We start from the raw sequence: 25535 nt of genomic DNA on the forward strand, positions 1-25535 counted from the left end.
ATCCCCTATTTCACCGAATCATAAAAGTCTGCCATTCATTAACGTACAGCTTTAATAATAACGTTAAATCCTACTAACAACAATTGGAGCTGATCCTCTAATTAAAAACAGCAGACACCCTAATCATAAGGTATCTGCTGCTTCCAACTAAGTTAACTCGTTCATATATTTCACGACTTCATCATAAGAGAGCTTGCCACCGAAAATATCTAAGGCACTACCAATGGTAATATCAAGCTTGCCGCTGGACAACTCTTTGAACAGCTCAAGATCCGCGAATGATCTTGCCCCTCCAGCGTAGGTAGTAGGAATTACAACCCAATCTGCCAACGTACTGACCAGGCTTTGCTGAATCCCGCTTTGTTTGCCCTCTACATCAACAGCGTGAATCAGAAACTCATCACAATATTGTTCAAGAAACTGAATATTTTCTTTATTCAATTCAAAGTTACTTAATTGCTTCCATTGATTTGTAGCAACGAACCATTTGCCATCTTTCTCTTTACAGCTTAGATCAATGACCAAATTGTTTTTTCCTACCTCAGCTTCGATTCGTTTAAGATTGTCCATATTCAGCTGCCCGTCTCGGAAAATATAGGAGGTCACAACTACGTGCGAGGCGCCTTGCTCAAGATAGTAGCTGGCATTCTCCGCCTGAATACCACCGCCAATTTGCAACCCGCCGGGATACTCACGTAGCGCACTCACAGCTTCATCCTTATTTCCGTCACCGAGCATGATGACATGGCCTCCAAGCAGATGATCTCTTTTAAACATCGCGGCATAATAGGTTGAGTCATAAGAGGAAACAAAATTTTCAATGATTTCCTTTCCCTCTGTACTTAATGTCTCACCTACAATTTGTTTCACTTTACCGTTGTGTAAATCGATGCAAGGTCTAAATTTCACGAATATACCCCCACTAGATTCTATTGCTGCTAGATCAATTTTCCATCAATTATAGCACAAATAGCCCTTTAGTGAGGGCAAGTTGCTCACAATATCATCTCTGTGTTATCGTAATATGGTTAATACTTCCAATTCTAATCCTGGCGGGTGCTGATCAAATGAATCTTTCCGATAGAACCTACAAAGATATTCTTCCGCATTGCTTGAAATTAGTTGTCTTGTTCATTAGCTTATACGGGTTAACTTTTGCGTTAGCAGCCCTGTCCTACCCTATTTTTTCAAGTATTCCCTATGACAGATCTATCACGAACTTGTGAAGAACTTCCTTTCTACTGTCATCCGATGATCTACCTAGTTTTTGGTACACTTTTAGCAGCAGCTGCTTACTTGACAGCATTTCTTAAGAAAGAAAACCCCATCCGTAGATGAGGTTTTCTTAATTTGTACCAATAAGATTTACTTTTTAGTGAATCCTTCTTCTTCCAAATACTCTTGGACCTCTTCATAGGTTTCAAAAGCGCAGTCTAGATTGCTGCCGGCATAGATATACCATAAATCTTCAACGAAGGTAACGACCAAGAGATGGCCGTCTTCATCGATCCAATGCTCTTCTTGTTGTTCAGTATCCAACTTTGGAAGCTTCTTAGATGTCTGACCCGTTAAAGAATGAATCGACTTCTCAATAATGTCTCGCAGCTCTTCCGCGCTGAAATCACGGATATTAATTAACCCTTTGCTGTCCGTTGCATATCCTTTGATATATTCAGCGTATACAAATCCGTTTCCGTTTGGGTGCAGGTGATAAACAACAGTCTTCTTATCATAAGCACTATCTTCATAATGGAAATTGATCCGTCCAAGGGATACATTTTTCCGCTCTAGCTCGGGAAAAGATTCCACGATAGCTAATTTTTCATCTAAACTAAGCATACAAGCCTCCGTAACTTAATCAATAACCTGAATTTTAAATACGTTCTCCAATTTTCCATCTGATCTTTTTTTCAAAGGCACTTTAATGTCTCTTCCGAGTTCTTTGAAAAAAGTTTCAACATCACACTGTACATTGGAAAGGATAACTTTGAATGAACCGTCTTCGACAATGTTCTGATTAGCTTCTGCAAGAACCTTAACATCTACCGCGTATTTCTTCGTTAACGTGTTGATGTATCGGCTGAAAATTTCAATTAATTCCTCATTGTTAAAATTTTCAATAACCAGTTTTCCCTTGTTCGTAAAATTTAAATGAACGTTCACTTTTAAATGTCCCCTTTTCCTTTAAACCGTTTATTTTCTTGTGGGTAAAAACATGCTGACCGTATGGTTCTTCCTCATTGAAAAGGATCCAATCCCTAGTTGGCATCGTTGGCACTACATCGATCAAATAATGCTTCTCTTCTATTTTACTTGTTTTTATGGGTATGAAGCAATACAAAAGCCAAATTCATTTTTAAAAATAAAAAGAAGCAGGTCATTCCCTGCCTCATCTTGTCTTATATTGTATAATTATAACACACTTTTATGAATTCTAAGCAAAAAGGATGGAATCCCAATGGCCTTTGGCATAAAAAGAGAAGAACTTCAACAATGGAAGGCTGCCGTAAGCCGCGGCGAGATTGCCTTTTTGACTCATTACTGGCTGGATAAACGCTTTGTTGGCATTCGAACCGTCACGAAGGTGGGCTGTTCGGATTTGGATCGGTTATCCCAATGGTGTATATCACATGGACTCAACCCGCAATATATTCACCATAGTCCTTCCTATCCACACTTCGATCTCTTCGGCCCCATGCAAAAGCGAATATTAGAACTCGAGAATAAATGGGACCAGATAGAGAGATTCAAACTCTAAAAACTCTAAAACATTAAATCACCTATAACAGCTTCGCATGTTCAAAACGATGAATGCCAAAATCAGTGAGCGTTGAAGCAAGAATGGCTTCCCTGAGTTTGTAAATCTCACCTCAACATTTAATGCCATTAATTGATCTAGTAAAAGACTAATCGGCTGCATGAAATACCTTTATATCACATATAGGCTCGTATACATAAATACACCTTATGCTATACTAAATTTTTGTAAACATTAAATATTGTGAATTCGGAGAACTACCATGATCCCAAAACTTAAGATTACTTATGTTCTTATTCTTTGTATCCTCTCTCTTGTCTGCTTCTCCCTAGTTGCTACCCTCATTCAGGGCCAACAGATCGTGCAATTCGATCACAATCTGATTACCTTCATTCAAGGAATGGAATCGCCTGGGCTCACCCTACTCATGAAAGTATTCACCTTCATTGGTTCAACCCCGATAGTTGTCGTCATTGCCCTCTCTGCTATACTTTTTCTTTATTTTGTTTTACATCATCGTTATGAGCTCATTTTATTTATCTCCATCGTTGCTGGTACCGCCATTATTAATCTTCTACTCAAATTATATTTTGTTCGTCAAAGACCCGATCTGCATAGACTTATACAGGAAACTGGCTACAGCTTTCCAAGCGGACATTCCATGGAAGCCTTCGCTCTTTACGCGTCTCTTGCCTTTCTACTTTGGCGGCATCTCTCTACGAGACTAGGAAGAAGTATCATCATCATTCTCTGTGTCGTTATGATCATCCTTATTGGTATGAGTCGGATTTATCTTGGTGTTCATTACCCGAGTGATGTCATTGGCGGATACTTGGCAAGCGGGGTCTATTTCACATTTGGAGTTTGGCTATTTCAATGGTATAAAGAGTATCGAGATTACACTAAGAAAGCAAAGCAAAAAACTTCTTAACCTTACAACATCAGCATCGGAAGTAATTGGCTAAGTATTCTTGCTCTTGCTAATTTGCTTCAATCTCGTTTCAAATCGAGTTATGAAGACAATTGTATACTCGCCAATTGCTTCTATTTGTTCACGGACAAGCCTTGGGAAGTCTGAATGATCGATATCAATATGATCATCAAGTTCATTGTACCAGGGCAATAAATTCTTTTTGATAACTAATATACGACTTTTCACCTTTGGATTCCACCTTTACAACGCCATATTAAAGTTTATTCGCATCACGTTGTTTGTGTCCTAGTTGAATAAGCCAATTATAGTAGTGTTAATCCCCATTTCTTCTAATTCCTATGTAATAGCCCCACCGAAGATAGGGCTAGATTCTTTGAAACTTCAACGGTTTAATAGATATTTAGCATACCGTAATGGTGTCTCATACGTATTATTAAAAGTCTGATGCATTTTCAATTGCTTGAATTCATATCTTTGATCTCTACCATTCACTTCGATAAGCTTAATTTGCCCATTAAAATCGACACCAACATCCAATCCGACATCTGCCATGGTCGGGATTCGCTCACTCAGGTTTTCAGCTATCATCAAAGAAACTTGCTCAACAGCAGCCTTCATTCGGTTAGGATCGAAGCCGCTAGCCCGAAACAATTCTTCACATCGCCTAGCTTCTCCGCCTTTAGCCAAATTCGTAACATGTCTACCTGATGCAGCAACTTTGCCAGCAATACCCGTTATTTGCCATATCCCTTTATCCCCGCGCTGGGCAGAAATCCTTAGATCATACGGTCGCCCATGATATGTTGCCAAAGAAATCGCTTGTTGGATGAGATAGCTTTGTGTTCCAACCTTTTCATGGATAAAAGCTTGGGCTTTCTTTTCACTGAGCATTTTCGGTTCGCTATTACTCCAGCAAAGCTGCCAATCTTCGTTTTCCTTCTGAGTGACTTTAATCACCCCTTTCCCAATGCTGCTATTCGTTGGTTTAACGTAAAGAGATGGATATTTTTCCATAGCGTCTACCAGTTGTTCTCGTGAGTAGGCCATAGATTCAGGAAGATACTCTCGAATTGATTTGTTTGTCGTTAATAACTTGTGAATACGAAGTTTATCATGGCGATTTTGCCCATTGAATACAATACTTGATTTGGAAAGAAGCTTTAATTGTTTTTGTAAATACGGCGTAAGCGTCATCGCACGGTTATGAGTCACTTTAGGAATAGGCAGCCTAATAAGCCGATACTTTTTATTTTCATAGCATAATCCTAGAGCAGACTTCTCACTAATATGCTGAAGGCACATGTAGAAAGGCGTCATCCCGAGATTTTCAGCGGCTTTATTGTATAGATCGATTCGCTCATACCCAGTCTGCTGCCTGTGAATGCCTAAATAAGTTCTTCGATCTAGAAGAATTCCAACCACACTGCGCACGTCATCACCTTCGTCTAATAGGATCATCTTTTACACTGTATGCAGTCAGCGTTCACCTGGTCCAAATCGTTGCAAAAAAGAGCTGCACAATGGCAGCTCTACGTTTTAAACTATTACTCCTTATATGTGTGAACCATCATTTCCTCATCATAGCCCTGTCCCTCAAATTCCAAAGCATTTCGTTCAACGCCATACGTCTCAAAACCTAATTTGCGGTAGAGTTCAGTAGCTGCTCCGTTCGTGGTGACCACGCAAAGGGTCACTTGCTTCAAACCTTCTAGTTGTTTGCCTCTACGGATCACTTCTAACATTAACTGTTTCGCAATGCCCTGCCCGCGGTAGTTCTCTGATACGTATACACCCCAAATAAAGGCTTTATGCTTTAGCTTTAGACTTTGCTCTCGTTTAAATCCTACTGTACCGATAAGCTGACCTTCTGTTGTAAAAGCACCCAATATATAATTGCTGGTGTCTTGACCAATTCGTTTCTCCACTTCTTCCATTGGCAGCAAGACCGATTCTTCATATGCAGCGCCGAACGCATCCGGATGTTTTTGCAAAGCCTCAAGCCGCAGCGCCCAATAGTCCTTCGCTTCTTCTACCCGGATATTTCTGATTTCGATCTTTGCACTAGTCATATCCTCACCATCCTATACTTTCAAACCAAACTCCCTGTTGTTTCTTCTCTAAAGCAAGCCGAATATAGTTAACCATATTGTCAGGCAGCTCCTTCAAATGAAACCATTTCAATTGCTCGCACTTCTCTGGCTCTTTATTCGTTATCTCACCCTGCCAGCTATGTACGTTTAAAAAGAAGTCCACCCACTCCGACGTCGTATTTTTACGATGCATGACACCGATAATTTCAATATCTGTAGGCTTGATGACGACTCCTGCTTCTTCTTCCGCTTCTCTTATTGCAGCTGCGATGACCTCTTCACCGCCATCCATCCTGCCTGCAACAACGCTCCAATTGCCGTCTTGAAACCCGGTATTTTGTCTCTTTAATAATAAAACCTCTTCATTTCGATAAAACAATACGTGCACAGAGCCATATAAAATAGGTGTTCTCAAAATGATCCCCCTTGATTCGCATATCCTTATCATGTTTCCTTTAAATGCTATTAACGTTTAACTAATATTATCAAATTGAACTTTGTATTGTAAATTGGGAAACCGTCATTTCATGCTTACCAGTTGTGAGGAGGCATAATCAATCGACGGTCTCAATTATCTAACTGAAACAAAAAAGGGCGCCAAATGGCCCCCTTAATGCTTCCTAGTCATTAACATTTAGACTCTGATAGGACAAAGCAACGTCCAATTGACCATCCTCGTTTGGTAACATCGCGATATCAACCTTCCCGTTTCCATCGAAATCAGCAACTGTTAAGCGTCCATTCGTTCGCCCCCATGGTCCATAAACCGAGAGCAACTTGTATTCATTCTCCGTTGTCTGTAAATATACTCGGTTCGTTAAATTTTTGGGATCAGAGCGTAAAATATCTTCCTTGCCATCCCCGTTAAAATCACCGAACCGGACGCCGCCAAGCTCATCAGGAATGTTCAGTGAAACCTTATTCAGCTTCCATTGCATGTTCGCTGTATCCAATTCGAATTCCACGCCTTGGGAGGTATTCTCTTTAAACAAAAACAAGCGTTGGCTTTCTTCATTCCGCAAATTTCTCACAAGTAGATCCTTTGAAGAATTGGACCTGAACGTGTAGGGCTTAATTTCTTTAACTTTCCCACCATGCATATAAACACCTAGAAGTTGACTTCGATCTTGCGATTGACCGGCAAGGATACAGTCCCCATTGGGCTGACGCAATTCATACAAATCGTACCAACGCTTGGCCGGAATCGTCCAAATTTGTTCCCGCGTGAATGTTGACCCATCCGAAGAGTAGCTCTCAAGCTTGCCCGAAGGTCGAACGACCCAAAGACCCTTTTTATGGCCATCATTCATCCCATTAAGTGTAAATGATGAGCCATCTGCATATGGCAAGGATGCCCAAACCTGTGGTGCAGGTTGGTTTTCATTTCGTAATCCTTTGTACTGAGCTTGAATGACCGACAGATTGGAGGTCTTCTTATCCCATGTCACAATGTCAGCTTGATTCCTGTCTGTTACATTGCCAATTTGTACGAGCGTAGATTTCGCGCTTCCAACCTTCAGACTCACAGATGGTGCAAAGGGTACATAATCATGAATGGAATAGAACGGATAACCCTTCAAATGAATTTGTGTGACTAGCCTTTGTAACACACTTTTATTTTCACCAGCGTATTGATATTGCGGTATACCGTCCTTAAGCAGCTGTTCGCCCCACTCATCCACAACCGGCACCAGATGGCTAAACTCCAAAAAAGGATGATAGAAAAAAGAGTTAATTCGATCTGTTTTCCCCATTTGATTAAGAATAAACTTCTCATCTTTGCCACTAGGTATATATGAAAGAGTTGTCGGTACGAATACATTGCCAAACGACGTATTTCCGAAGCCCTTATTTAGAGCATTCTTATATTGAGCTGCAGGCGGGTTGGAATCGATCGTAACATCTGGTTGATAAAAGAGACCGAAATAAGAACGAAACACCTTATCCTGTTCTGGGGTTGTATGGTAATGCGGCGCTTCCCAGAAATGTGGCGATAAATTAGCAAGGCGAAAACGGCGGTAACCTTCTTGCACACGCTGTTCGGCAAAAGCAGTAGTCGCAGTTTCAGGCCTATCAATGACATTAAATTCGTTGCCTATACCCGAGGCTTGATGTCCATCCTCACGATAAACATCCCCTACCTGATGGGTATAACCATGCATGCCAATGGACCCGCCATGCTCCGCAGCTTCTCGTAGAACTCGATCAAAAGCTTGAATATAGTCATTATCCAATTGATCGATTGCGCGATCATAACGTGTACCGTCTTGACTTATATTGATCCAACGCGGGACGACCGCCATACTGTAATGAACATGCTGCTGATGCAAATAGTCAAAGACGGCTCTCAACTTTCCGAGCCCTTCAGGTGTACTATAATAGCCGCCAGGACCTATGTCCTCTAACCTAAGCATTATGAATCGCGGATTATTGTCGGCTCCTTCAACGGTGATGATGTGAGATAAACCGATGTATAAGCAGAACGAAACGATGCCTGCTATCACATACCTCAACCAACTGTTTTTCTGTAATAAGATCCTCAACATGCAAACTCCCCCCAAGGATGCTGGATCATTTTTCTAAACCAAGCGATTCACAAAGACTATAGGTCTATTGGACTATATCCATGGAAAATTGTCCATTATAAGTTGTTACGATATTTTTTGGTACTAAGAATTGAAGTGCTTATACCAAATGCCTGCATACTCAGGTACCACATGCCATTTATTTGCCCTTACTTGATTTCCAAAATCCTCTCCAAAGAAATACGAGGTTAACTGTACAGCCTCATTCACATCTTTGAACTTATAATCGGTGGCTAGCGAGGTGTGTTCAAACCCATATTCAGTTTCTAATAACTGATAATAAGGTGCCAAAAAATCATATCTCATCGGTTTTGCAAACCCTGTTCCCAAGGTCTCGAGAATAATCACGGTACCATCTGGTCTAAGAATGCGTCTAATTTCAGACATCATTTGTTTCAAATTATTCTCCCAATCCACATTATTCGAGCTAGCTAGATAACATAAGCTCCACCCAGCTACGACGAGATCCTTGCTAGCGTCCTCAATTGGCAGCGCTCTATGGTCGGAAACAATCGTTCGCCAGTTAGTCTTAGAAGATGAAGTAGTTAACTTTTTTTCTAACATATTCAGCATGGCCTTGGAACTATCCAGACACCAGAGTGAATTCGCATCAGCAGCCAGAAACATAGAAAGCCTTCCAGTCCCTGCCCCTAAGTCCACCACATCCAAATGCTCATAAGGCCTTATCTCATGAATCACCTTTGCTAAATTGGGCTGCTTACTAATTAATAGGTCGTATGTTTCTGCGTTATCTTTATAAATGTTATGATCTCGCGACATGCTCATTCCTCCTTCAAGTTTTCCTAAGAATAAACCTTAACCTTAGGTTAAGGTCAAGGGTTAGAAGGAGTTTTGAGTAGGGATAAATAATGAGCGCGCTTACAAATCAAAATTCAAAAATATACTCCAATCTTATCACGCTGCTCATGAATTGAAAATAAAAATGATACCGCTTTCAGGTTTGACTCAGTGGAACTGAAGTGCTACAATTCAAGCAAATTTGGTTGCAAATCATGATTGGAGGGAATGCTCCTGCATCATATTAAACATAAATGGCAATGGACGATTTTGGTCTGGATCATTCTTGGGTTGTTCGTATTTCCTTTGACACCGCCAATTTCACACCACTATTCTTTCGATACCGATATAATCGTTCTATCCAATACGTCCCATGTGTTAACTGTTCAAGCACATCCGCCATCCAGAGAAACAATACGAGCTCACGAAGACCAGATTCAGAGACACGAAGATTATGACAAACAATATGAAATGACCGTATTTGTTGTATTTATTATTTTTTTATTATCCAAAATATGGGAACAGTTGAGAGATATCTTATTAGCTTTTCTCAAATTCATATCGGGTTACACGGGCCTCATTCCTTCATTATTCATTAGACCCAACTGAATGAAATGTGGAAAAGAGGAACCCATCATGTCAAACTTATCGGCTGGAGCTGAACAAGCACGCTCCCAACATCAAAAAATAACCCGCCTTAAATTTATTCGCAGAATTTTTTTCATGATCGTCGGATCAGCCCTATTTTCTGTTGGTTTGGAAATTTTCTTAGTCCCCAACAATATTATTGATGGCGGCGTTGTAGGGATATCCATCATCGTCTCTCATTTGACGAAAATCCCATTAGGCGTATTTCTCGTTATTTTGAATTTGCCCTTCTTACTTTTAGGATACAAACAAATCGGCAAAACATTTGCCATTTCAACCTTATTCTCCGTTATCCTTATGTCCATAGGAACCTCCCTGCTGCATCCTGTACAAGCGATTACCATTGATCCTTTGTTAGCCGCAGTTTTCGGTGGAATCATACTTGGTATTGGTGTAGGACTAGTCATTCGCTCAGGCGGTTCACTCGATGGAACTGAAATTGTAGCTATTGTATTTAGTAAAAAGTCGCCATTCTCCGTTGGTGAAATCGTGATGTTCTTCAACTTCTTTATTCTCGCCAGCGCAGGCTTTGTCTTCGGTTGGGATCATGCGATGTACTCGCTCATTGCGTATTACATTGCCTTCAAAATGATTGATATCACCATCGAAGGCCTGGATCAATCCAAAGCCGTCTGGATTATCAGCGATGAATCCGACAAAATTGGGGATACCATAACCTCCCGACTAGGCCGTGGCGTAACCTACCTTAAAGGCGAAGGCGCCTTTACAGGGGATGACAAGAAAGTGATCTTCAGCGTCATTACCCGGCTGGAAGAAGCCAAGCTGAAGTCCATCTTGGACGAATTGGATCCCAAAGCTTTCCTCGCCATAGGCAATATCCATGATGTAAAGGGCGGAAGATTTAAAAAGAAAGATATTCATTAAAGGGAAATAGCAAGAAGAGGTTAAACAGAGCTTTCTGTTTAACCTCTTCTTTGCTTTTTTTGTACGATTAGACTTTGGTCTTAAAGAGGATATATTAAATAATCTGAGATTTGCTGCACATTCTGCATCTTGTTGGTTGTTGTCTCTCCATTTTGTTGCAAATCATCCTATATGAACTCGCTTACTAGTAGCATTAATTACTGGTAGCTAATTCTGTACATCTTTGTCCCAAGCGTTGAGCGCAGTGGTGCATATCTTATAATAGCCGGAGTAACTGCTACGATAGATGGATGCTGCGTAGCCGGGGGAAACTTAGTCACCAACAAGTTACCCTTGTTTCCTTACAGCATCATCACCCACGCGTCCTAGTTCCAGTAGTTCCTTAGATCAACCTTCTGGCCAAGCTTTGCACTGTCGAGGGCGCCAAGGACCATCGCCATGCTCTTGATGTTGTCGCGGCAGTCCGTCTCCGCGCGGCGGCCTTCTTCCAGCGCCGCGAACATCTCGTCCAAACAGCCGGCGTGACCGCTGCGGCCGGGCCAGTTGACATCCGCGTCCATTCTTGTGTAGTCGCGGATAAACTTGCCGGCTTGGCCGCCGGCGGCGACGATCTCGGCGTACGGTGCGCCGCTTCCGTCCCAGAGAGCGGTGCCCTGCTCGCCGGTCACACGCCAAGCCGCCTCCCAAGAGGTCGGCGCCCCTTCCGCGCACCAGGAGCCGCGGTAACAGAACACAGTGCCGTCTGACATCTCATAGATGCAGATCGCAGAGGCATTCCCGGCGTACCACGAGCCGGGAGGGTTGAATTCCTGGCAGTACACCGAAACGGGGTCTGCCCCAGTAATAAACCGAGCCTGATCGAAGGTATGGATCGCCATGTCTAGAATGAGCGGGCTTTCCATAGCCTCGCGAAAGCCCCCAAAATGCGGCCCCAAGAAGAAATCGGCGCCGACATAACCAACGCGGCCGATCGTGCCCGCGTTAATGATTTCCCGCAGTGCGCGGATGTTCGCGTCGTAGCGGCGGTTCTGCATGACGGAGAAGGATCTTCCCGTCCGCTCCGCCAGCTGCACTAGCTCCCGCGCTTCCGCCATCGTGGCGGCCATCGGTTTCTCACCGAAGACGTCACATCCCTGCCGGAGTGCTGTACCGCACACCTGGAAATGGCTGGACGGAATCGTGATGTCCAGCACCAGATTAGCACCGCTTTCTTGAATAGCTTGCTCCAGATTGGTATAGACGCCGCAGGTAAGACCATGGCGGTCAGCCATGGCTTGTGCGAATTCCGTCTTAATATCAACAAGCGCCACAATGTCGCTATCCTCACGTTTTAACATATACTCGACCCATACATTCGCCATGCTGCCGCAACCAACGACCACGATGTGATACTTACCCATCTCGCACATTCCTCCAATATCATCCCTAAATTGCGTATAGTTACCTTGTTACGCTTTATTTTATTCCTTTTCTTAGGGACATTCTCTATCCAATCTTGTGAGAATAGGGTCAAATATTGTGCCTAGTCATTAATCCCCTCGATATGGCGCAAATAAATCAAACATAAAGTGCATGGCCTCTTCCTCATCTTTGCCTTTTGTGAGCAAACGAAGTGTTGTTCCAGCTTTGATCGGGACTAGAAGCATGCCCAGTAGGCTTTTCACATCCACAGTGTGGTGCTTATGGTCAAACTCAAAATCTATTGTAATATCTGATATAAAATGTGAAGACTTTGCAGAGATGGCCGATAAATCGGCTCGTTGTAAATCTGAATGGATCTCAAATTCATGTACTCTCATAAACAAACCTACCTTTTATATAAATTTCGGTTCACTTGCTCTTTCTGCGGTATTTCTTCCATTTACGATAGCTTCTCCGAACAACATTCAAGGCAAAGTCGGGAAAGGGCATTTTACGGACCCACGGATAATAGAAACGATTATAAGCATTTTTGAGATCGTCCCACATGGGACAATATTCGATTTTCATAAAGTCAGACACATCGACAACTAATCCTCTGCCATCTTTCATCATTACATTTTTCCCATGTACGTCATGAGGATTTAGGCCCCTGCTAACTGCGTAAGCGAGTGCTTCATCTATGTCTGTAATGACTTGGCGTGGAATCGGAATCCCTCGATGTAAGCATTTGTATAACGTAACTCCTGTCAAACGCCGCAATACCAAATAATGATCCCCTGCATGCAAGCATTCTGAAAATGCGGGATGTTTCCCAAGTCGTTTATATACTTCCTTTTCCTCTCCAATTCCCGGTCTGCCTGGCGCATATACTTTAACAACGATCTCAGGGTAATCCGGATGTGCAAGTACAGCTGCATAATTACCAGAACCAACAAGTTTCCATGGCTTTGGTATATAGTGTACAACAATTGGGTCGTAGGGTTGTTTACTGTAAAGCTCCAAATTCGGGAGCAATTGGTGTTCTATTTCAATCAACCAAATCTTTAACATAGAACTTTTTCTGCTCCCCTTCCATCTTGTTTCTACCTACGTGTATACGATGGAAACATGATTTGTTAATTACTGCTATGTGTGGTATTATACAAAGATATTTGTGTAAAGTGAAGTGTTGAACATGTCCTATTATAATTTGCTAGATTCCCATATAAAAATGAAGCTAATCCCTTGACCCTTGGTCAAGGGATTTTTTTTCCTTGGGGAAACACTTCTGTAGGAGGTCATCATTGATGAACAACGACAACAAATCATCAGTTTGGGCGATATGGCTATCCTTAATCAGCAATATCATTCTCACCATCATGAAAATCGTCATTGGTTTGCTGTTTCATAGTGAGGTTTTATTAGCTGACGGGGTTCATAACGCAGGCGATATTATCGCCACGATCGCTGCACTTAGTGCAATGCAAATTTCCAAACTTCCAGCCGATGAAGACCATCCCTATGGCCATGGCAAAGCAGAGGTGTTAGGTTCTGGCTTTGTAGCTTTTATCCTTGCGCTTGCTGCCATTTATATTGCTTATCATTCGACAGCCGCATTTTTCCACGATCCTCTAACACCTAGCTTAATTGCCTTTATTGCAGCAGCTGTGTCTATGGTTTGGAAATACGTCCTCTATGTATATACGATGCGGATTGGCAGCAGAACGAACAGCAAGGGGCTAATTGCAACAGCCAAGGATCACTTGGCCGATGTCTACGCCTCACTGGCGGCAGTTATTGGAATTGGATTGGCCTTTGTTGGTAAAACTTATAACATACACTGGTTATCCTACGGAGATGCAGCGGCGGGAATTATCGTTTCATTATTGGTTTTGAAATTAGCTGTGGAAATGGGCAAGGAAGCCTTTGATGTCCTAATGGAGAAAACGGTGGATCAACAAAAGCTGCACCAGTATACACAGTTAATCCAAGCGGTTCCACAGGTAAAACGAATTGATCGTATTCGCGCAAGGGAACACGGTCATTACATTTTAGTAGATGCCAGAGTTGCGATTCCAGGTGAGCTCACGATCCAGCAAGGTCATGATATCTCCCGTGCTATCAAGAAATCCATTATGGAACAGCATGGTGATGTAGATGAAGTCCTTATCCATTTGAACCCATGGTACAAAGAATGACTGTCCATTTTTCAATTAATAAAAATAAGTTTATAATGGGCTCAACAACTTGAAAAAAAACAGAAAGCGGTGCTGTAATGTCAAGCAATGCTTATTATTTAATCTTCTCTGTCATTTTAATAGCGGCAGTCTTATTTACAGTGATCATTGGTCACTCCCGAACAAATAAAGAAGGCAATCCCGAATATGACAACAAAACCAAAGGCAATTGGTCTCGACTTACGTTGTTCTATGTGTTTGCTATTGCCCTTGGAGTGCTTGCACTGATTATCTATGTAGTAAACCGTACATCCATGTAAATGAGAAAGACGCTAGCCAGGATCTTCATCCTGATTAGCGTCTTTTTTGTATATCTCACCTTAAAGGTCTTACTTCTCTTCAAAAAAACGAAGATAAGCTCCATACCCTTCCTTCTCCAGGTCGGCTATCGGAATAAAACGAAGTGCAGCCGAATTAATGCAATATCTAAGACCATTAGGCCCTGGGCCATCATTAAACACGTGGCCTAAGTGGGAATCCGCTTCATGACTTCGCACCTCTGTACGTATCATGAAATGACTATGATCTGCTTTCTCTTTCACACTGCCTTCGAATACCGGTTTCGTGAAACTAGGCCAACCACAGCCTGAATCAAATTTGTCATAGGAGCTGAATAACGGCTCGCCTGAAACGATGTCCACATACAGGCCTTTCTCATGAGAGTCCCAGAACTCATTCTCAAATGGCCGCTCAGTCCCATTGTTTTGCGTTACCTCAAATTGAATCGGTGTTAATTTTTGCTTACGTTCCGCTTTATCCTTGGCTGTGTTCCAATGCTTTTCAATATAGGAATCACGTCCTGATCCTTTGCGGTAGGCCTTGTAATGCTGCGGATTTTTGTGATGATAGTCCTGATGGTAATCTTCCCCTGGGTAAAAGGCTTCAGCATCAATCCGAACAATCTCCGTCACGATAGGCCGATCGAATCGACCGCTATCCTGAAGTGCTTGCTTGGAAGCTTCCGCTTTCTCTTTCTGCTCGTCACTATGGGCAAAAATGCCAGTCCGGTAAGACGATCCGCGGTCATGGAACTGACCTCCTGCATCGGTGGGATCAATCTGACGCCAAAATGTATCAAGTAATTTATCATAAGGATATAGTTCGGGGTCAAATGTAATTTGAACGGCTTCTGCATGACCTGTTGTCTCCGAGCATACTTCCTTATAAGTCGGATTGCTTGTGTGACCGCCAATATAACCTGACACTACAGATATAATACCTGGCAGTTCCTCAAATGGTGTAACCATACACCAGAAACATCCACCAGCAAAAGTTGCCTTTTCATAATTGCCTTGCTCAACGTTATCAACCATCTCAACTTCACCTCTTCCTTTCATATCCCTTCTATCATACCAAAAGATGAGCAAACAACCAAAAGACACCGTTCATTCAGAACGGTGTCCTCGTAATAAAGCTGAATCTTACAGGTTGTTGAAGATATCCGTAAGAACAGGAACGATTTGAGATTTACGTGAAACAACGCCTTTGAGCAGCGCTTTGTTGTCTACAAGCGTTACGTTGTATGCTTTCTCCACAGCATCTGATTTGCGTCCAAGTGCAAGACCAACGGAATCATTGTTAAGAATGTCTGTAACAACAAACAAGAACAAATCCAGGTTTTTCTCAGCGATGATGGCATTAAGCGCGGATTCAATTTCAGCTTGCTGGGAAAGAACATCATTAACATCAACCGCATTCACTTGTGCAATTTCAGCTTTGTAGCTGCCCATTTGGAATTCTTTTGCGTCCAAAGAAATCAATTGTGCAACCGTTTTGTCACTTAGATCTGCTCCGGCTTTCAACATTTCCAGACCATAAGTCTCAGCATCTACACCAGCAATAGCAGCAAGTTCACGAGCAGCGGCAACATCTTGCTCTGTGCAAGTCGGGGATTTGAACAACAAGGAATCCGAAATGATAGCTGAAAGCATCAAACCTGCGATGTCTTTGTCGATAGAAACTCCGTTTTCTTTGTACAATTTATTGAGGATGGTTGCTGTGCAACCAACCGGCTCTGCGCGGTAGTAAAGCGGGTGGCTAGTCTCAAAGTTAGCAATACGGTGGTGGTCAATCACTTCCACAACGCGTACTTGATCGATGTCTGTAGCACTTTGTTGACGCTCAACATGGTCAACCAAGATGACATTAGCTGCTTCATTCGCTACAGTCTCAACTTGACGAGGCGCTGCAACTTTAAAAGTATCCAATGCATATTGCGTTTCACCATTCACACTGCCTAAACGAACAGCCTCAACCTCTTGGCCTAATTTCGTTTTTAGTGCAGCATAAGCAATTGCTGATGTGATTGAATCAGTGTCCGGATTTTTATGTCCGAAAATTAGTGTTTTTGACATTGTACGACTCCTTAACCGAAATAGTGTAGTTTGAGCTTATCATCTCTATTTACGATTATACTAAAAAATCTCGTTAAATCCACTGCTAAACTAAAAGCTTTAGTGTGAATTAAAAAAATGGACTGAGATTGGTTTGGTAGGACCTATTGATCCAAGGGTAAACGGCTTATGTTGTCTTTTGGGATGTGTTTTTAGATTGATGTTTGGTTCAGTTCAAGTAATGTTTCGGTTTAGGTCAAAATAGGTTGGTTCAAGTAAATCTTGGTTCAAGTTGTTGTATATTGTACAACAATAAGCAAGAAAAACCGCGAAAAGCACTCGATTGTTGCATAAAATACAACCTTTTTGTCCAAAAGTAGCTCTATAAAAGCAAATAAGGCTTAATTGTTGTACAGAATACAACATTGTTAGCTATCTGAGAAGAAACCAACGATAATTGTTGTACGATGTACAACTTCCCCTCAACGAAACCAAGAGCAGGCAGTCAAATTGGTATTCTAAATCTCCTTTTCCCCTATAACCGCAAACAAAAACACATACTAAAAATTCACCTTCACATTCTTTCTTAGCCAACCAAGCTAACCAATTTAACTAACAAATAAAAGTAAGCTTTACCTGCCACAAACCCAAAACATTAATTTCTAATATGTCTAAACAAACATTCAATTCTACAATACGCATCGCTATAGTCTACTTAATTCTTAAGTGAATTAAACCGACTAGAACTTATTAGCTCTAGAATGGGAAACTTTACTTCCTTCTTCCGAATATAGAAGCTTCTGAACCCATGTAGCGAAATCATCTTCGCCATGAACGACAATTCGACTTCGTTCATATGGCGATTGGTTCGACGAAGCGTAGCCTTCCTTCGTTGTAAAGGCATAGTGGTATGCCTCCTCTTTTAAGATCTTCAACGTATCCTCGTTGTACTCGCCATACGGATATGCGAAAACGTCAGCGCTCTTCCCAATCGCCTGCTCAATACGCCGGCGCGATTCCGTGATCTCCTCGCGCTGCTGTTCAATGCTGAGCTGCGGGAGATGCGGATGTGTCATGCTGTGCGGCGCTATGTCCCACCCCGCCGCGCTCAGCTTTTGCACTTGTGGCCAGCTCAAGTAACCTGGCTGGCCAATGAATCCTGGCGACAGGAACAGCGTCGCCGGAAAGCCGTGCCGCTGGAGGATCGGCATCGCCACCTCAGCGTTGTTCGCGTAGCCGTCATCGAACGTGAGCAGCACGGGCCTCTCCGGTGACGGCTGTTTCTTCTCGATGATGCGCGCGAAGTCGCCCAGCGTCAACGGGGTGTAGTGATGCGCGGCCAAATAGTCCATTTGGCGCGCGAACTTATCGGGGTGGAGCACGTACGTGTTCCCTGGCTCCACCCCGATGCTGTGGTAGTTCAGCACAGGAATCGCGATACCGTGCTGCTGCCTTTCCGCCGCGACTTGGGATGCGGATGCTCGGGTTACTGCTGGCGCGAAGCATGCCAGCCAGAGCCACACGAACGCGAATATAGGCGCAAGCGTTCGCACAATTCGCAAATAATTATTAGTACCCCTACCATTCATCGTTCACACACCTCATTCTACAATTATCTCCTTCACTTCACTTACTCCTCATAAGACATGTCTTATATCTTATACTCCACACATTTCATCCCCGTATTATCTCCAATATTTGAATTACATCCCTAGCAAACGGGGACGTAAAAGCATTGTAGTCATGTGCATGATTATATAATTCCTTTTCGTGTTTAGGATGCAAGAGATGAATGCGAAATGTAATAATTTGACTAAAAAGAGGTTCAGCAGAATCCCTGCTAAACCTCTCACGCCCTACACTTTCCGCTTATTATAACCGCGATCCTCATATGGCTGGAGCTCCTCAAGCCACTTCTCTTCCAGCTTTTTCAGCGCATCATTTTCGTCGAAGTATCCGGTCTCCTTCACTTTAAGTACTTCTAGAACCTCAAGCACGAAGGCATCGCCACCAAATTCGTTCCATTCCTTCTGTAGAAGCTGATTCCGATGCGTGCCCATTTGTAATTCCATTAGCTTCCCATTCATAGATTTTAAATTCTTCGTGCTTATAACCCACAGCTTTCCATTCATCATATTCCGGACTTGAAATACACCAGCTTCCTTCTTCGTTTCTTTATATTGCTGCTGCAGCTCTTGTCTACGATTCATCTCGTTGTTCTCTTTTTTATTCATGTTGTTCCTATTCATCCTTTCAGCCAATATTGACTTCCGTCTGGTTGTCGATCGAGAAAGCCATATTCAATCAAATATCTGCGTATTTTGGCATAGTCGTGAAAGACTGGCTTGATCATCTCGTTTACTTCCTTTTCTCCATACATGCGATCCTGTTCAAATCGTTTGGCGATTTCACGCAGCACAACGACTTTATGCTTTTCTTGCTGTGAAAATGAGACTAGTTCACCTGACGTGCCATCAGGGAAATACTTCTTAACGATCTTCTCGTACTCATCTTCCGTCATATTGTATCGTTCATCCACCATCTTGGCCGATTTATGAATCTCTACAAAAGCTGGCGCATGCTGGTCCTTCTCTTTCAACAGCTCCATCATCGTCACAAAAATTTTGGCTTGACGCTCTTTCTCCTTCAATCCAAATCGATGATTGCGAATCGTTGAAGCACTGCCAATTCCCAATTCCTTTTGGATTTCACTATCGCTCTTTCCTTCATAGAAAAGCTGAAGCAAACTATTTTGATGATCAGTCAGACCTGTAAGCTTTTTATCCAACCCGATCAAATATTGAAAGACAGATCCATGCGCATGCCCAATATGCCATTTCAGGTAACGCTCTGCCTCATACAAGACACCGTCTTGGGGATAAATAATTCCCGCTTCCGTTCTCTTGCCGCAAAGCAAACAAATGTAACCATCATCTTCCTGTAGATAGCCTCGTTTCCACTCATCGAGTGAGGCTTTCCAGAACATTTCGGACATCTCCAAAGCAAACACATCCCAATAAAGTTTATGATATAATAGACATTATATTATTCTGTTTATAAAAAAGTCAAACCCACAAAAAAAAGAATCCCTTTCCGATAAAAGGATTCCTTGTTTTCACTTCCTATTTCTTTCACCCGCGAGAATTTCTCATCGCAAATAATAACTTTGGACCATCTTCACGTCCCGTACCTGCTTCAACAAATTGCTGGTAAGCTTCAGATTCCATGGGATAAATCGCAATTTTACCTTCTTCATTGTAATGTACACCCCAACCGTGCTTCTTTGGAAGCATGGATGCTCTTAAACAAGGGTGGTTTTTAGAAAAAAGCTCCTCACGAATTTCATCACTACGAGCTTCGATTTCGCTCTGAGGAATTTGCTTATGTTGCAAATAGACTTCATAAATAAGCTCTCCTTGGGTATATTTGTAAGGATTCTGAGACAGCAGCTCGTATTGGATCAAATGAGCGGTTTTACTATCCTTTTTCATGGAAGGTACAATCCCTACTTCAACTGGACAATCAGCAGAAACCTGTATAAATGTATTCTTATAACTCATGTGTTCATCATCATAGGCCATCTTAGTTTAACTCCCTCCTTCTGCAAGTTGAATCAATTTATTCACGGTCTCCCAGTTCCTTGTTGTCGCGGATACACCTAGCTTCTTTTCGATAAAATTGTTGCTGAACTTTGATTCTCCGTAGTTTTTACGAATGAGTAAATATACGGTTTGCCCTTTGACACGGAACTCGTCCACTTCATTTTGAAAGGCTTCTAATTTTGCGATAGCCGCATCAGTCGCTGAATGAGATAAAAAGGTTATATATCTTTGTTCATTCGCTTCTGCATTGACTATTTGGTAAGGCGTGTTTTCTATAACCTCGTGCAATTCCTCTAATGTTCGGATGACGACAGGAATATCGAAAGTAAGTTGAACCTTGAGCTCGCTCACAATTCGATCACGTACGACTGCAGGATCATTTTCCTCACAATCAAAAATGACGTTACCGCTTTGTATATAGGTAATCACATTTTTATAATCCATGGATTCAAAAATGCTTCGCAGCTTGTCCATCTTAATAATCTTCTGACCGCTTACATTAATCCCTCGCAAAAGTGCAATATACTTCGGCATCGCATAACCCCACAACATTTTTAATTCCATTATACACCAATAATACCTTATTTGCTTTCATTCTAGCCTCAATCTCGTTGGTTAGACACTCCAATATCCAATAGGAGCAAAACAAAACAACCTGAGTCCAACTATTATTTGGCTCAGGTTGCAGCAAGTCTATTTAAGTACAGTTTCATTCGTCATTTTCGAATAAAGAAGCTTAGTACAGTATTCCAATTCCTTTGTTCGTAGTAGTTGGCTCCAAGGTCTATGTTTTCGATCCAAGTTTCAGCATTTTTGCTATGAGGATCGGTGACTATGACATTTGAATAGCTGCGATTAGATCTAATCCATGCCAACTGGTGTGATGGTAGAGAAATGGGATTAAAATCGCCGTAAGTTTCCGATGGCTGCGTCAATAATTTCTGATGTTGACTCTTCAGCTTCACATTAACCAAATATGGAAATTGCCGTTTGGCTGGGTCTATCGACCACTCCGCTTCTTTGGATCTTGAAGTAACGATATTCCGAAGACCATACCAAGTGAAGTTTTGCTCGACGTAACCCTTAGGTGTGTAGGAAACAGATTTTCCGGCAGGAATCCGCATAACTTTCAAATGTTTATTCGTTGTAGCTTCTCTTCCAACGCCTTCGATATAGGCAAGTGTCTCATCTTTGCTCGCCCACTCAAACCACATCTCGTTGTTAACCATTTGATCAATTGTTTTGAAAACTGAACCGTCTGCGGACAATACACACAGTGTGTTGCCATCGGCCGACAGCGATGCGGTAGGTTTAGCCAGGAAGGCAATCCAACGTCCGTTTGCAGACCATTTGAAGATGCTTGTACTAACAGCAAAAAAATCATCAGACTGCTTTGGCAGTACATGCAACGTCTCAAAGCCGGTTGGATCGGCATTTGCGGTTAATGGTATTTTCATTATTCGTATCGGTGTCCATTCGTTGTCTAAGAGCTTGGCTTCCGTTGAAACTAAAAAACCGCTCCCATCCGGATACCAGGAAAAATTCCCGATCCCCTCTGCAACTTTCTTTGGTTTTGCTAGTTCATCGGAGTCTATCCAATTAAGCTGCTGGGCGGTTAGAAATGCGAGAGAATTCCGGTTAGGTTGCCATTGAAAGTTCCTTCCGCCTACCTGTGCTACGAGATGACTTTGTCCAGTTTGAACCTGTAATAGCCAAAGTTCTTGTTCATTTTCGCCCTTTGTATAGGCTATCCACTGGCCGTCATAAGACCATTTCGGGTTTAATATGTATGCTCCTCGGGTTTGTTGTCTTTCGTTGTCACCAGCTTTAATCCATAGGTCGCCATTTCGAACGAATGCTGCTTTCAGCAGTTCGGCGGGCTTTTTTGCATAAATAGTCGTGCTATTCGTTATGATGAGTAATACAACCGACATAGCAAGAATTGTATTTCTAAAAGCTCTCATGATATTCCTCCTTTGGTAACTTATCTTTTACGATTTCCTTTTGTCGTTAAGAACATGCGGAGACATGGCCTATTGTAGCTGGGCATACACCAAATGGGTTCAACTTAGGATTTTCAATGGTTTCCGTGATATATTATACTTTTGGCAAATACTTTTTCAGGAGAGAACAAACCATGGCTTATCCTGCTGCTACGAACTACGAAATTGCACAAGTTTGTTTACTAGCTGGTAAAATCATGCTGGAAAACGGTGGTGAAACCTATCGTGTCGAAGATACCATGACCCATGTCGCAGAAGCCTTTGGCGTACCGAACTCCCATAGTTTTGTAACACCTACTGGCATCATTTTCTCCATAGATGGACCTGAGCAGACCACAAGACTAATTCGTATATCCGCACGTTCGACCGATCTTCGCAAAGTTACGGTTGTGAATGCGATTTCTAGACGAATCAGCCAGGGGGAACTAACGCCCACAGAAGCTTATCGGCTGCTTGAGGACATTGATGTGGCCCAGATGCGTTATCCCGCTTGGTTTCAAATACTGTCCGCTGCTGTTGCAAGCGGTTGTTTCTTAATCATGTTCCAAGGAGAATGGCATGATTTCCTACCTGCGTTCGTTGCTGGCGGAGCTGGCTTAGCCTTCCTTAATTATTTTAATCGGCTAGTGCCGATTAAGTTCTTCGCTGAATTTCTGGCGTCCTTACTCATTGGAACCATGGCTTTCTTGTTTGTCAAAGTGGGGTTTGGTCATGCACTTGATACCATTATTATTGGCTCTGTCATGCCGCTTGTTCCGGGACTTCTCATTACGAATGCCGTGCGCGACTTAATGGCAGGCCATTTCGTTTCAGGGGTTTCCAAAGGCGCTGAAGCCTTTTTAACTGCTTTTGCCATTGGAGCCGGCATTGCCTTTGTACTTTCATTTTATAACGGGGTGGGCGTTTAGGATGATGATGATTGAACAGCTCTTAACGAGTTTCATTGCGACTGCAGCATTCGCTATTCTTTTCAATGTTCCTAAGGGCACACTTTTGCAGTGCGGCTTCGTGGGTATGTGTGGGTGGATGTTATATGTTTCCATTCAAATGATTCCTTTAGACCCCATCCTGGCCACGTTGATTGCCTCTTTTTTCGTAACTGTTATCAGTCAATTTTTTGCGAAAATATATAAAACACCCGTTATCGTATTCAGTGTATCGGGTATCATCCCGTTAGTTCCAGGCGGCTTAGCCTATGATGCCATGCGTAATGTTGTCCTCAATCACTATGATCTAGCCGTACAGCTAGCAGCCAAAGCCTTCCTGTTATCTGGTGCTATCGCGATCGGACTAGTTTTCTCCGAGGTTCTTAATCAGCTGTTGCGTCGAACAAAACATTGACCCTTTGAACTATTTCGCAATAGTTCATGCGATCTTGATAGTTTATACCTATAAACATGATCGGTTTTATATCTTAGATTTTTCCTGCTTTTCCCTTTAAAATGAGACCAGGAAGCAAAATCAGCTAATCTACCGAACGGAGTGATCAAACTATGAGCGAGCAAGCAAACCAACAAATCACAACAAAATTCAACGAAATTGCTGAGAAGTATGATAGCCAGCGAAGAAAACTTATTCCTTGTTTTGATGATTTTTACCACACAGCAACTTCACTTGTACAGGTTGATCATGCAACTCCACATATTCTCGACCTAGGAGCGGGTACAGGTCTCTTCTCCTCTTTCGTACTAAACAAATATCCGAATACCAAATTAACGTTAATTGATCTCTCACAAAGCATGCTCGACATCGCCATACGGCGATTTGGAGAAACCCAAGCTAATATGACCTACATTGCTGAGGATTATCGTACATTCGAGACTTCTGAACCATTTGATTGCGTGATCTCTTCGCTCTCCATTCACCATCTCGAGGATCAGGATAAGCATGCCCTGTATGAAAGAATTTTTAAGCTGCTTAAACCAGGAGGGGTCTTCATAAACGCAGATCAAGTCCAAGGCAGCAGCACTTTCCTTGATCAATTGTACCGTTCTGATTGGGAGGCCAAAGTTGAAGCCACTGATCTAACTCCTGAAGCTGTGCAAGCTGCCTACGAAAGGACGAAGCTGGATAAAATGGCTCCCCTCGATCAACAGCTGAACTGGCTTCGGGCTTGCGGCTTCATCGACGTTGACTGTGTCTATAAATATTACAATTTCGTTGTGATGTACGCTCGAAAGCCAGCAATGTAACCTTTCTACCAAAGAGTCGGTTTGGCTACCATAAACCACATCATAGACAGCGTAATGATAACATACCAGATTAACGCCTTGCGCAGCTTGTTGACCAAGAAATCTCGACTATCGTTTGGTGCCTTTAGCTTACGAAGCAGTGGCGAGAATGCACGGGCAATAAAGTACAGCGAAGCAACCATAATGAGGACCGTAACGATAATCCATGATGTCTTCCACGTCCACGCCGTTAACCATGTGAGTAAAATCCCTGTCGCAACCAGCACATGGCCGGCATGCTTGGTAAGCCTAACCGTAATGCGAAATGGCTCTAGATAGTCTGGCAATTGCTCGAATGGCGCATTACGAATTCTAGCCAATAATGGAAACAGGATAAAATAAGGGCCAATACTTAAAACAACACTAAATATATGGATATATAAAAGCAGTACGTACCAAGACAACACCATCATCCGTTCTATATGAGGAATTGAGAAAACCTCTATCGAGGCCATTCAAAGATGAGCGACCGCGTATAACGAGGAGAGACTTTGATCTACGACCAAAGATCCCTATATTAGGTTTTATCGCCAATAAGAAAGCGGTTTTCGGAAACCGAAAACTTATACTTTCTTATGTGGTCAACAAAACAGTGCGGATCCTTAGATCCACACTGTTTTGTTCTTACTTATTCAGCCTTTTGAAATTCGTGTACCCATACTTTCATATGCGGCAGCCATGGCATACCTGGATGCATAGCTAAAATACTATCACGGTACTCATCAACGGATGTATGACCTTCTGCTTTTGCATGTTCCACAGTCAATTCACCCAAAGCTTGTTGGTAAACGTTAGTTACTGTAAAAGCAGTGCCTTGCAATTCCATCGTTTCACCGATATCTGCATAGCGTCCGTTACGTCTGCAAGCTGTTTTCTCACCAGCAAGTACCTTGTTAACTTCAGCTTCTTTCGTAACGAGTCGGTCGATCGAACACGTTTTTGGTGGCAATGTTTCGTTCATGTTAGTTCCCTCCTTTTGGCAGTTCTCATTATAACGAATGTTACTAGCTTTGTCGAACTGCGCGGCAAT

At 42.5% G+C, this 25535-nt stretch carries 29 protein-coding genes; 8 read left to right on the top strand and 21 right to left on the bottom strand.

The genetic code is table 11. The features are described 5' to 3' along the window. Window positions 1–147 precede the first annotated feature (147 nt). The 3 genes from hisA to AC58U0_RS03605 all read right to left on the bottom strand — a co-directional run bounded on the left by hisA (window position 148) and on the right by AC58U0_RS03605 (window position 2163). Window positions 148–909: a phosphoribosylformimino-5-aminoimidazole carboxamide ribotide isomerase gene (gene hisA, locus AC58U0_RS03595; RefSeq protein ID WP_497377699.1), complete on the bottom strand. Its 762-nt coding sequence runs from the start codon at window positions 907–909 to the stop codon at window positions 148–150. Window positions 910–1365: 456 nt separating this feature from the next. Next, window positions 1366–1839, bottom strand: coding sequence for a hypothetical protein (locus tag AC58U0_RS03600; RefSeq protein ID WP_497377700.1), 474 nt, complete (start codon window positions 1837–1839; stop codon window positions 1366–1368). Window positions 1840–1854: 15 nt separating this feature from the next. Then, a complete protein-coding gene (locus AC58U0_RS03605; RefSeq protein WP_057304633.1) occupies window positions 1855–2163 on the bottom strand; it encodes a hypothetical protein in 309 nt (102 codons plus the stop codon). Between the two features lie 295 nt (window positions 2164–2458). Here AC58U0_RS03605 and AC58U0_RS03610 point away from each other — a divergent pair, with 295 nt between their 5' ends. Then, window positions 2459–2758, top strand: coding sequence for a hypothetical protein (locus AC58U0_RS03610; protein ID WP_497377701.1), 300 nt, complete (start codon window positions 2459–2461; stop codon window positions 2756–2758). A gap of 262 nt (window positions 2759–3020) precedes the next feature. Continuing rightward, window positions 3021–3689, top strand: a complete 669-nt coding sequence (locus AC58U0_RS03615) for a phosphatase PAP2 family protein (protein WP_497377702.1) — start codon at window positions 3021–3023, stop codon at window positions 3687–3689. Between the two features lie 384 nt (window positions 3690–4073). Here AC58U0_RS03615 and AC58U0_RS03620 read toward each other — a convergent pair whose 3' ends face one another. The 5 genes from AC58U0_RS03620 to AC58U0_RS03640 form a co-directional block, all read right to left on the bottom strand. Further along, window positions 4074–5123, bottom strand: coding sequence for a YheC/YheD family endospore coat-associated protein (locus tag AC58U0_RS03620; RefSeq protein WP_497377703.1), 1050 nt, complete (start codon window positions 5121–5123; stop codon window positions 4074–4076). Between the two features lie 113 nt (window positions 5124–5236). Continuing rightward, complete coding sequence (locus tag AC58U0_RS03625; RefSeq protein WP_497377704.1) at window positions 5237–5761, bottom strand: GNAT family N-acetyltransferase; 525 nt, start codon at window positions 5759–5761, stop codon at window positions 5237–5239. 4 nt (window positions 5762–5765) lie between these two features. Further along, window positions 5766–6197, bottom strand: coding sequence for an NUDIX domain-containing protein (locus AC58U0_RS03630; RefSeq protein ID WP_497377705.1), 432 nt, complete (start codon window positions 6195–6197; stop codon window positions 5766–5768). Window positions 6198–6402: 205 nt separating this feature from the next. After that, window positions 6403–8328 (bottom strand): DUF2334 domain-containing protein, encoded by a 1926-nt coding sequence (locus tag AC58U0_RS03635; RefSeq protein WP_497377706.1) that lies wholly within the window; start codon window positions 8326–8328, stop codon window positions 6403–6405. Between the two features lie 123 nt (window positions 8329–8451). After that, the gene (locus AC58U0_RS03640; protein ID WP_497377707.1) at window positions 8452–9147 is read right to left on the bottom strand and encodes a class I SAM-dependent methyltransferase; all 696 of its coding nucleotides are present in this window, start codon (window positions 9145–9147) and stop codon (window positions 8452–8454) included. A 654-nt stretch (window positions 9148–9801) separates the two neighbouring features. Between AC58U0_RS03640 and AC58U0_RS03645 the strand changes: the two genes are divergently transcribed. After that, window positions 9802–10698: a YitT family protein gene (locus AC58U0_RS03645; RefSeq protein ID WP_060647894.1), complete on the top strand. Its 897-nt coding sequence runs from the start codon at window positions 9802–9804 to the stop codon at window positions 10696–10698. Between the two features lie 365 nt (window positions 10699–11063). Here AC58U0_RS03645 and AC58U0_RS03650 read toward each other — a convergent pair whose 3' ends face one another. From AC58U0_RS03650 to AC58U0_RS03660, 3 genes are all read right to left on the bottom strand, one after another. After that, window positions 11064–12098, bottom strand: coding sequence for a Gfo/Idh/MocA family protein (locus AC58U0_RS03650; protein WP_497377708.1), 1035 nt, complete (start codon window positions 12096–12098; stop codon window positions 11064–11066). 129 nt (window positions 12099–12227) lie between these two features. Then, window positions 12228–12497, bottom strand: a complete 270-nt coding sequence (locus tag AC58U0_RS03655) for an HPr family phosphocarrier protein (protein WP_497377709.1) — start codon at window positions 12495–12497, stop codon at window positions 12228–12230. 31 nt (window positions 12498–12528) lie between these two features. Further along, window positions 12529–13170 carry a serine/threonine protein kinase gene (locus tag AC58U0_RS03660; RefSeq protein WP_497377710.1) on the bottom strand — a complete coding sequence of 214 codons (642 nt, stop codon included), beginning with the start codon at window positions 13168–13170 and terminating at the stop codon, window positions 12529–12531. Between the two features lie 236 nt (window positions 13171–13406). Between AC58U0_RS03660 and AC58U0_RS03665 the strand changes: the two genes are divergently transcribed. After that, the gene (locus AC58U0_RS03665) at window positions 13407–14297 is read left to right on the top strand and encodes a cation diffusion facilitator family transporter (RefSeq protein WP_497377711.1); all 891 of its coding nucleotides are present in this window, start codon (window positions 13407–13409) and stop codon (window positions 14295–14297) included. A gap of 77 nt (window positions 14298–14374) precedes the next feature. Beyond that, window positions 14375–14596: a hypothetical protein gene (locus tag AC58U0_RS03670; protein ID WP_497377712.1), complete on the top strand. Its 222-nt coding sequence runs from the start codon at window positions 14375–14377 to the stop codon at window positions 14594–14596. Window positions 14597–14665: 69 nt separating this feature from the next. On the opposite strand, the gene msrB is transcribed toward AC58U0_RS03670, so the two are convergent. The 8 genes from msrB to AC58U0_RS03710 all read right to left on the bottom strand — a co-directional run bounded on the left by msrB (window position 14666) and on the right by AC58U0_RS03710 (window position 22235). Further along, on the bottom strand, window positions 14666–15649 hold the full coding sequence (gene msrB / locus AC58U0_RS03675; RefSeq protein ID WP_497377713.1) for a peptide-methionine (R)-S-oxide reductase MsrB: 984 nt from the start codon (window positions 15647–15649) through the stop codon (window positions 14666–14668). A gap of 108 nt (window positions 15650–15757) precedes the next feature. Further along, window positions 15758–16690 (bottom strand): manganese-dependent inorganic pyrophosphatase, encoded by a 933-nt coding sequence (locus AC58U0_RS03680; RefSeq protein WP_497377714.1) that lies wholly within the window; start codon window positions 16688–16690, stop codon window positions 15758–15760. Between the two features lie 719 nt (window positions 16691–17409). Beyond that, entirely contained in the window at window positions 17410–18258 is an 849-nt protein-coding gene (locus AC58U0_RS03685) for a polysaccharide deacetylase family protein (protein ID WP_497377715.1), read from the bottom strand. Between the two features lie 267 nt (window positions 18259–18525). Next, a complete protein-coding gene (locus tag AC58U0_RS03690; protein ID WP_497378236.1) occupies window positions 18526–18879 on the bottom strand; it encodes a GIY-YIG nuclease family protein in 354 nt (117 codons plus the stop codon). Between the two features lie 35 nt (window positions 18880–18914). Beyond that, the gene (locus AC58U0_RS03695; RefSeq protein WP_497377716.1) at window positions 18915–19670 is read right to left on the bottom strand and encodes a DUF2087 domain-containing protein; all 756 of its coding nucleotides are present in this window, start codon (window positions 19668–19670) and stop codon (window positions 18915–18917) included. 130 nt (window positions 19671–19800) lie between these two features. Further along, complete coding sequence (locus tag AC58U0_RS03700; protein ID WP_497377717.1) at window positions 19801–20250, bottom strand: DUF6157 family protein; 450 nt, start codon at window positions 20248–20250, stop codon at window positions 19801–19803. 6 nt (window positions 20251–20256) lie between these two features. Then, the gene (locus AC58U0_RS03705; protein ID WP_497377718.1) at window positions 20257–20805 is read right to left on the bottom strand and encodes a DUF1697 domain-containing protein; all 549 of its coding nucleotides are present in this window, start codon (window positions 20803–20805) and stop codon (window positions 20257–20259) included. Window positions 20806–20987: 182 nt separating this feature from the next. Beyond that, on the bottom strand, window positions 20988–22235 hold the full coding sequence (locus AC58U0_RS03710) for a TolB family protein (protein ID WP_497377719.1): 1248 nt from the start codon (window positions 22233–22235) through the stop codon (window positions 20988–20990). A 173-nt stretch (window positions 22236–22408) separates the two neighbouring features. On the opposite strand from AC58U0_RS03710, the gene AC58U0_RS03715 reads away from it, so the two are divergent. From AC58U0_RS03715 to AC58U0_RS03725, 3 genes are all read left to right on the top strand, one after another. Beyond that, on the top strand, window positions 22409–23182 hold the full coding sequence (locus AC58U0_RS03715; RefSeq protein WP_057302740.1) for a threonine/serine exporter family protein: 774 nt from the start codon (window positions 22409–22411) through the stop codon (window positions 23180–23182). Between the two features lie 4 nt (window positions 23183–23186). Beyond that, entirely contained in the window at window positions 23187–23615 is a 429-nt protein-coding gene (locus AC58U0_RS03720; protein WP_047677780.1) for a threonine/serine exporter family protein, read from the top strand. Between the two features lie 152 nt (window positions 23616–23767). Then, window positions 23768–24466 carry a class I SAM-dependent methyltransferase gene (locus AC58U0_RS03725; protein WP_497377720.1) on the top strand — a complete coding sequence of 233 codons (699 nt, stop codon included), beginning with the start codon at window positions 23768–23770 and terminating at the stop codon, window positions 24464–24466. Window positions 24467–24471: 5 nt separating this feature from the next. Here the strand turns inward: AC58U0_RS03725 and AC58U0_RS03730 are convergent, their stop codons facing one another. Beyond that, window positions 24472–24915, bottom strand: a complete 444-nt coding sequence (locus tag AC58U0_RS03730; RefSeq protein ID WP_497378237.1) for a hypothetical protein — start codon at window positions 24913–24915, stop codon at window positions 24472–24474. Window positions 24916–25133: 218 nt separating this feature from the next. Continuing rightward, window positions 25134–25466: an ASCH domain-containing protein gene (locus AC58U0_RS03735; RefSeq protein WP_497377721.1), complete on the bottom strand. Its 333-nt coding sequence runs from the start codon at window positions 25464–25466 to the stop codon at window positions 25134–25136. Window positions 25467–25535: the final 69 nt, after the last annotated feature.

The organism is Paenibacillus sp. J31P190, assembly GCF_059692075.1.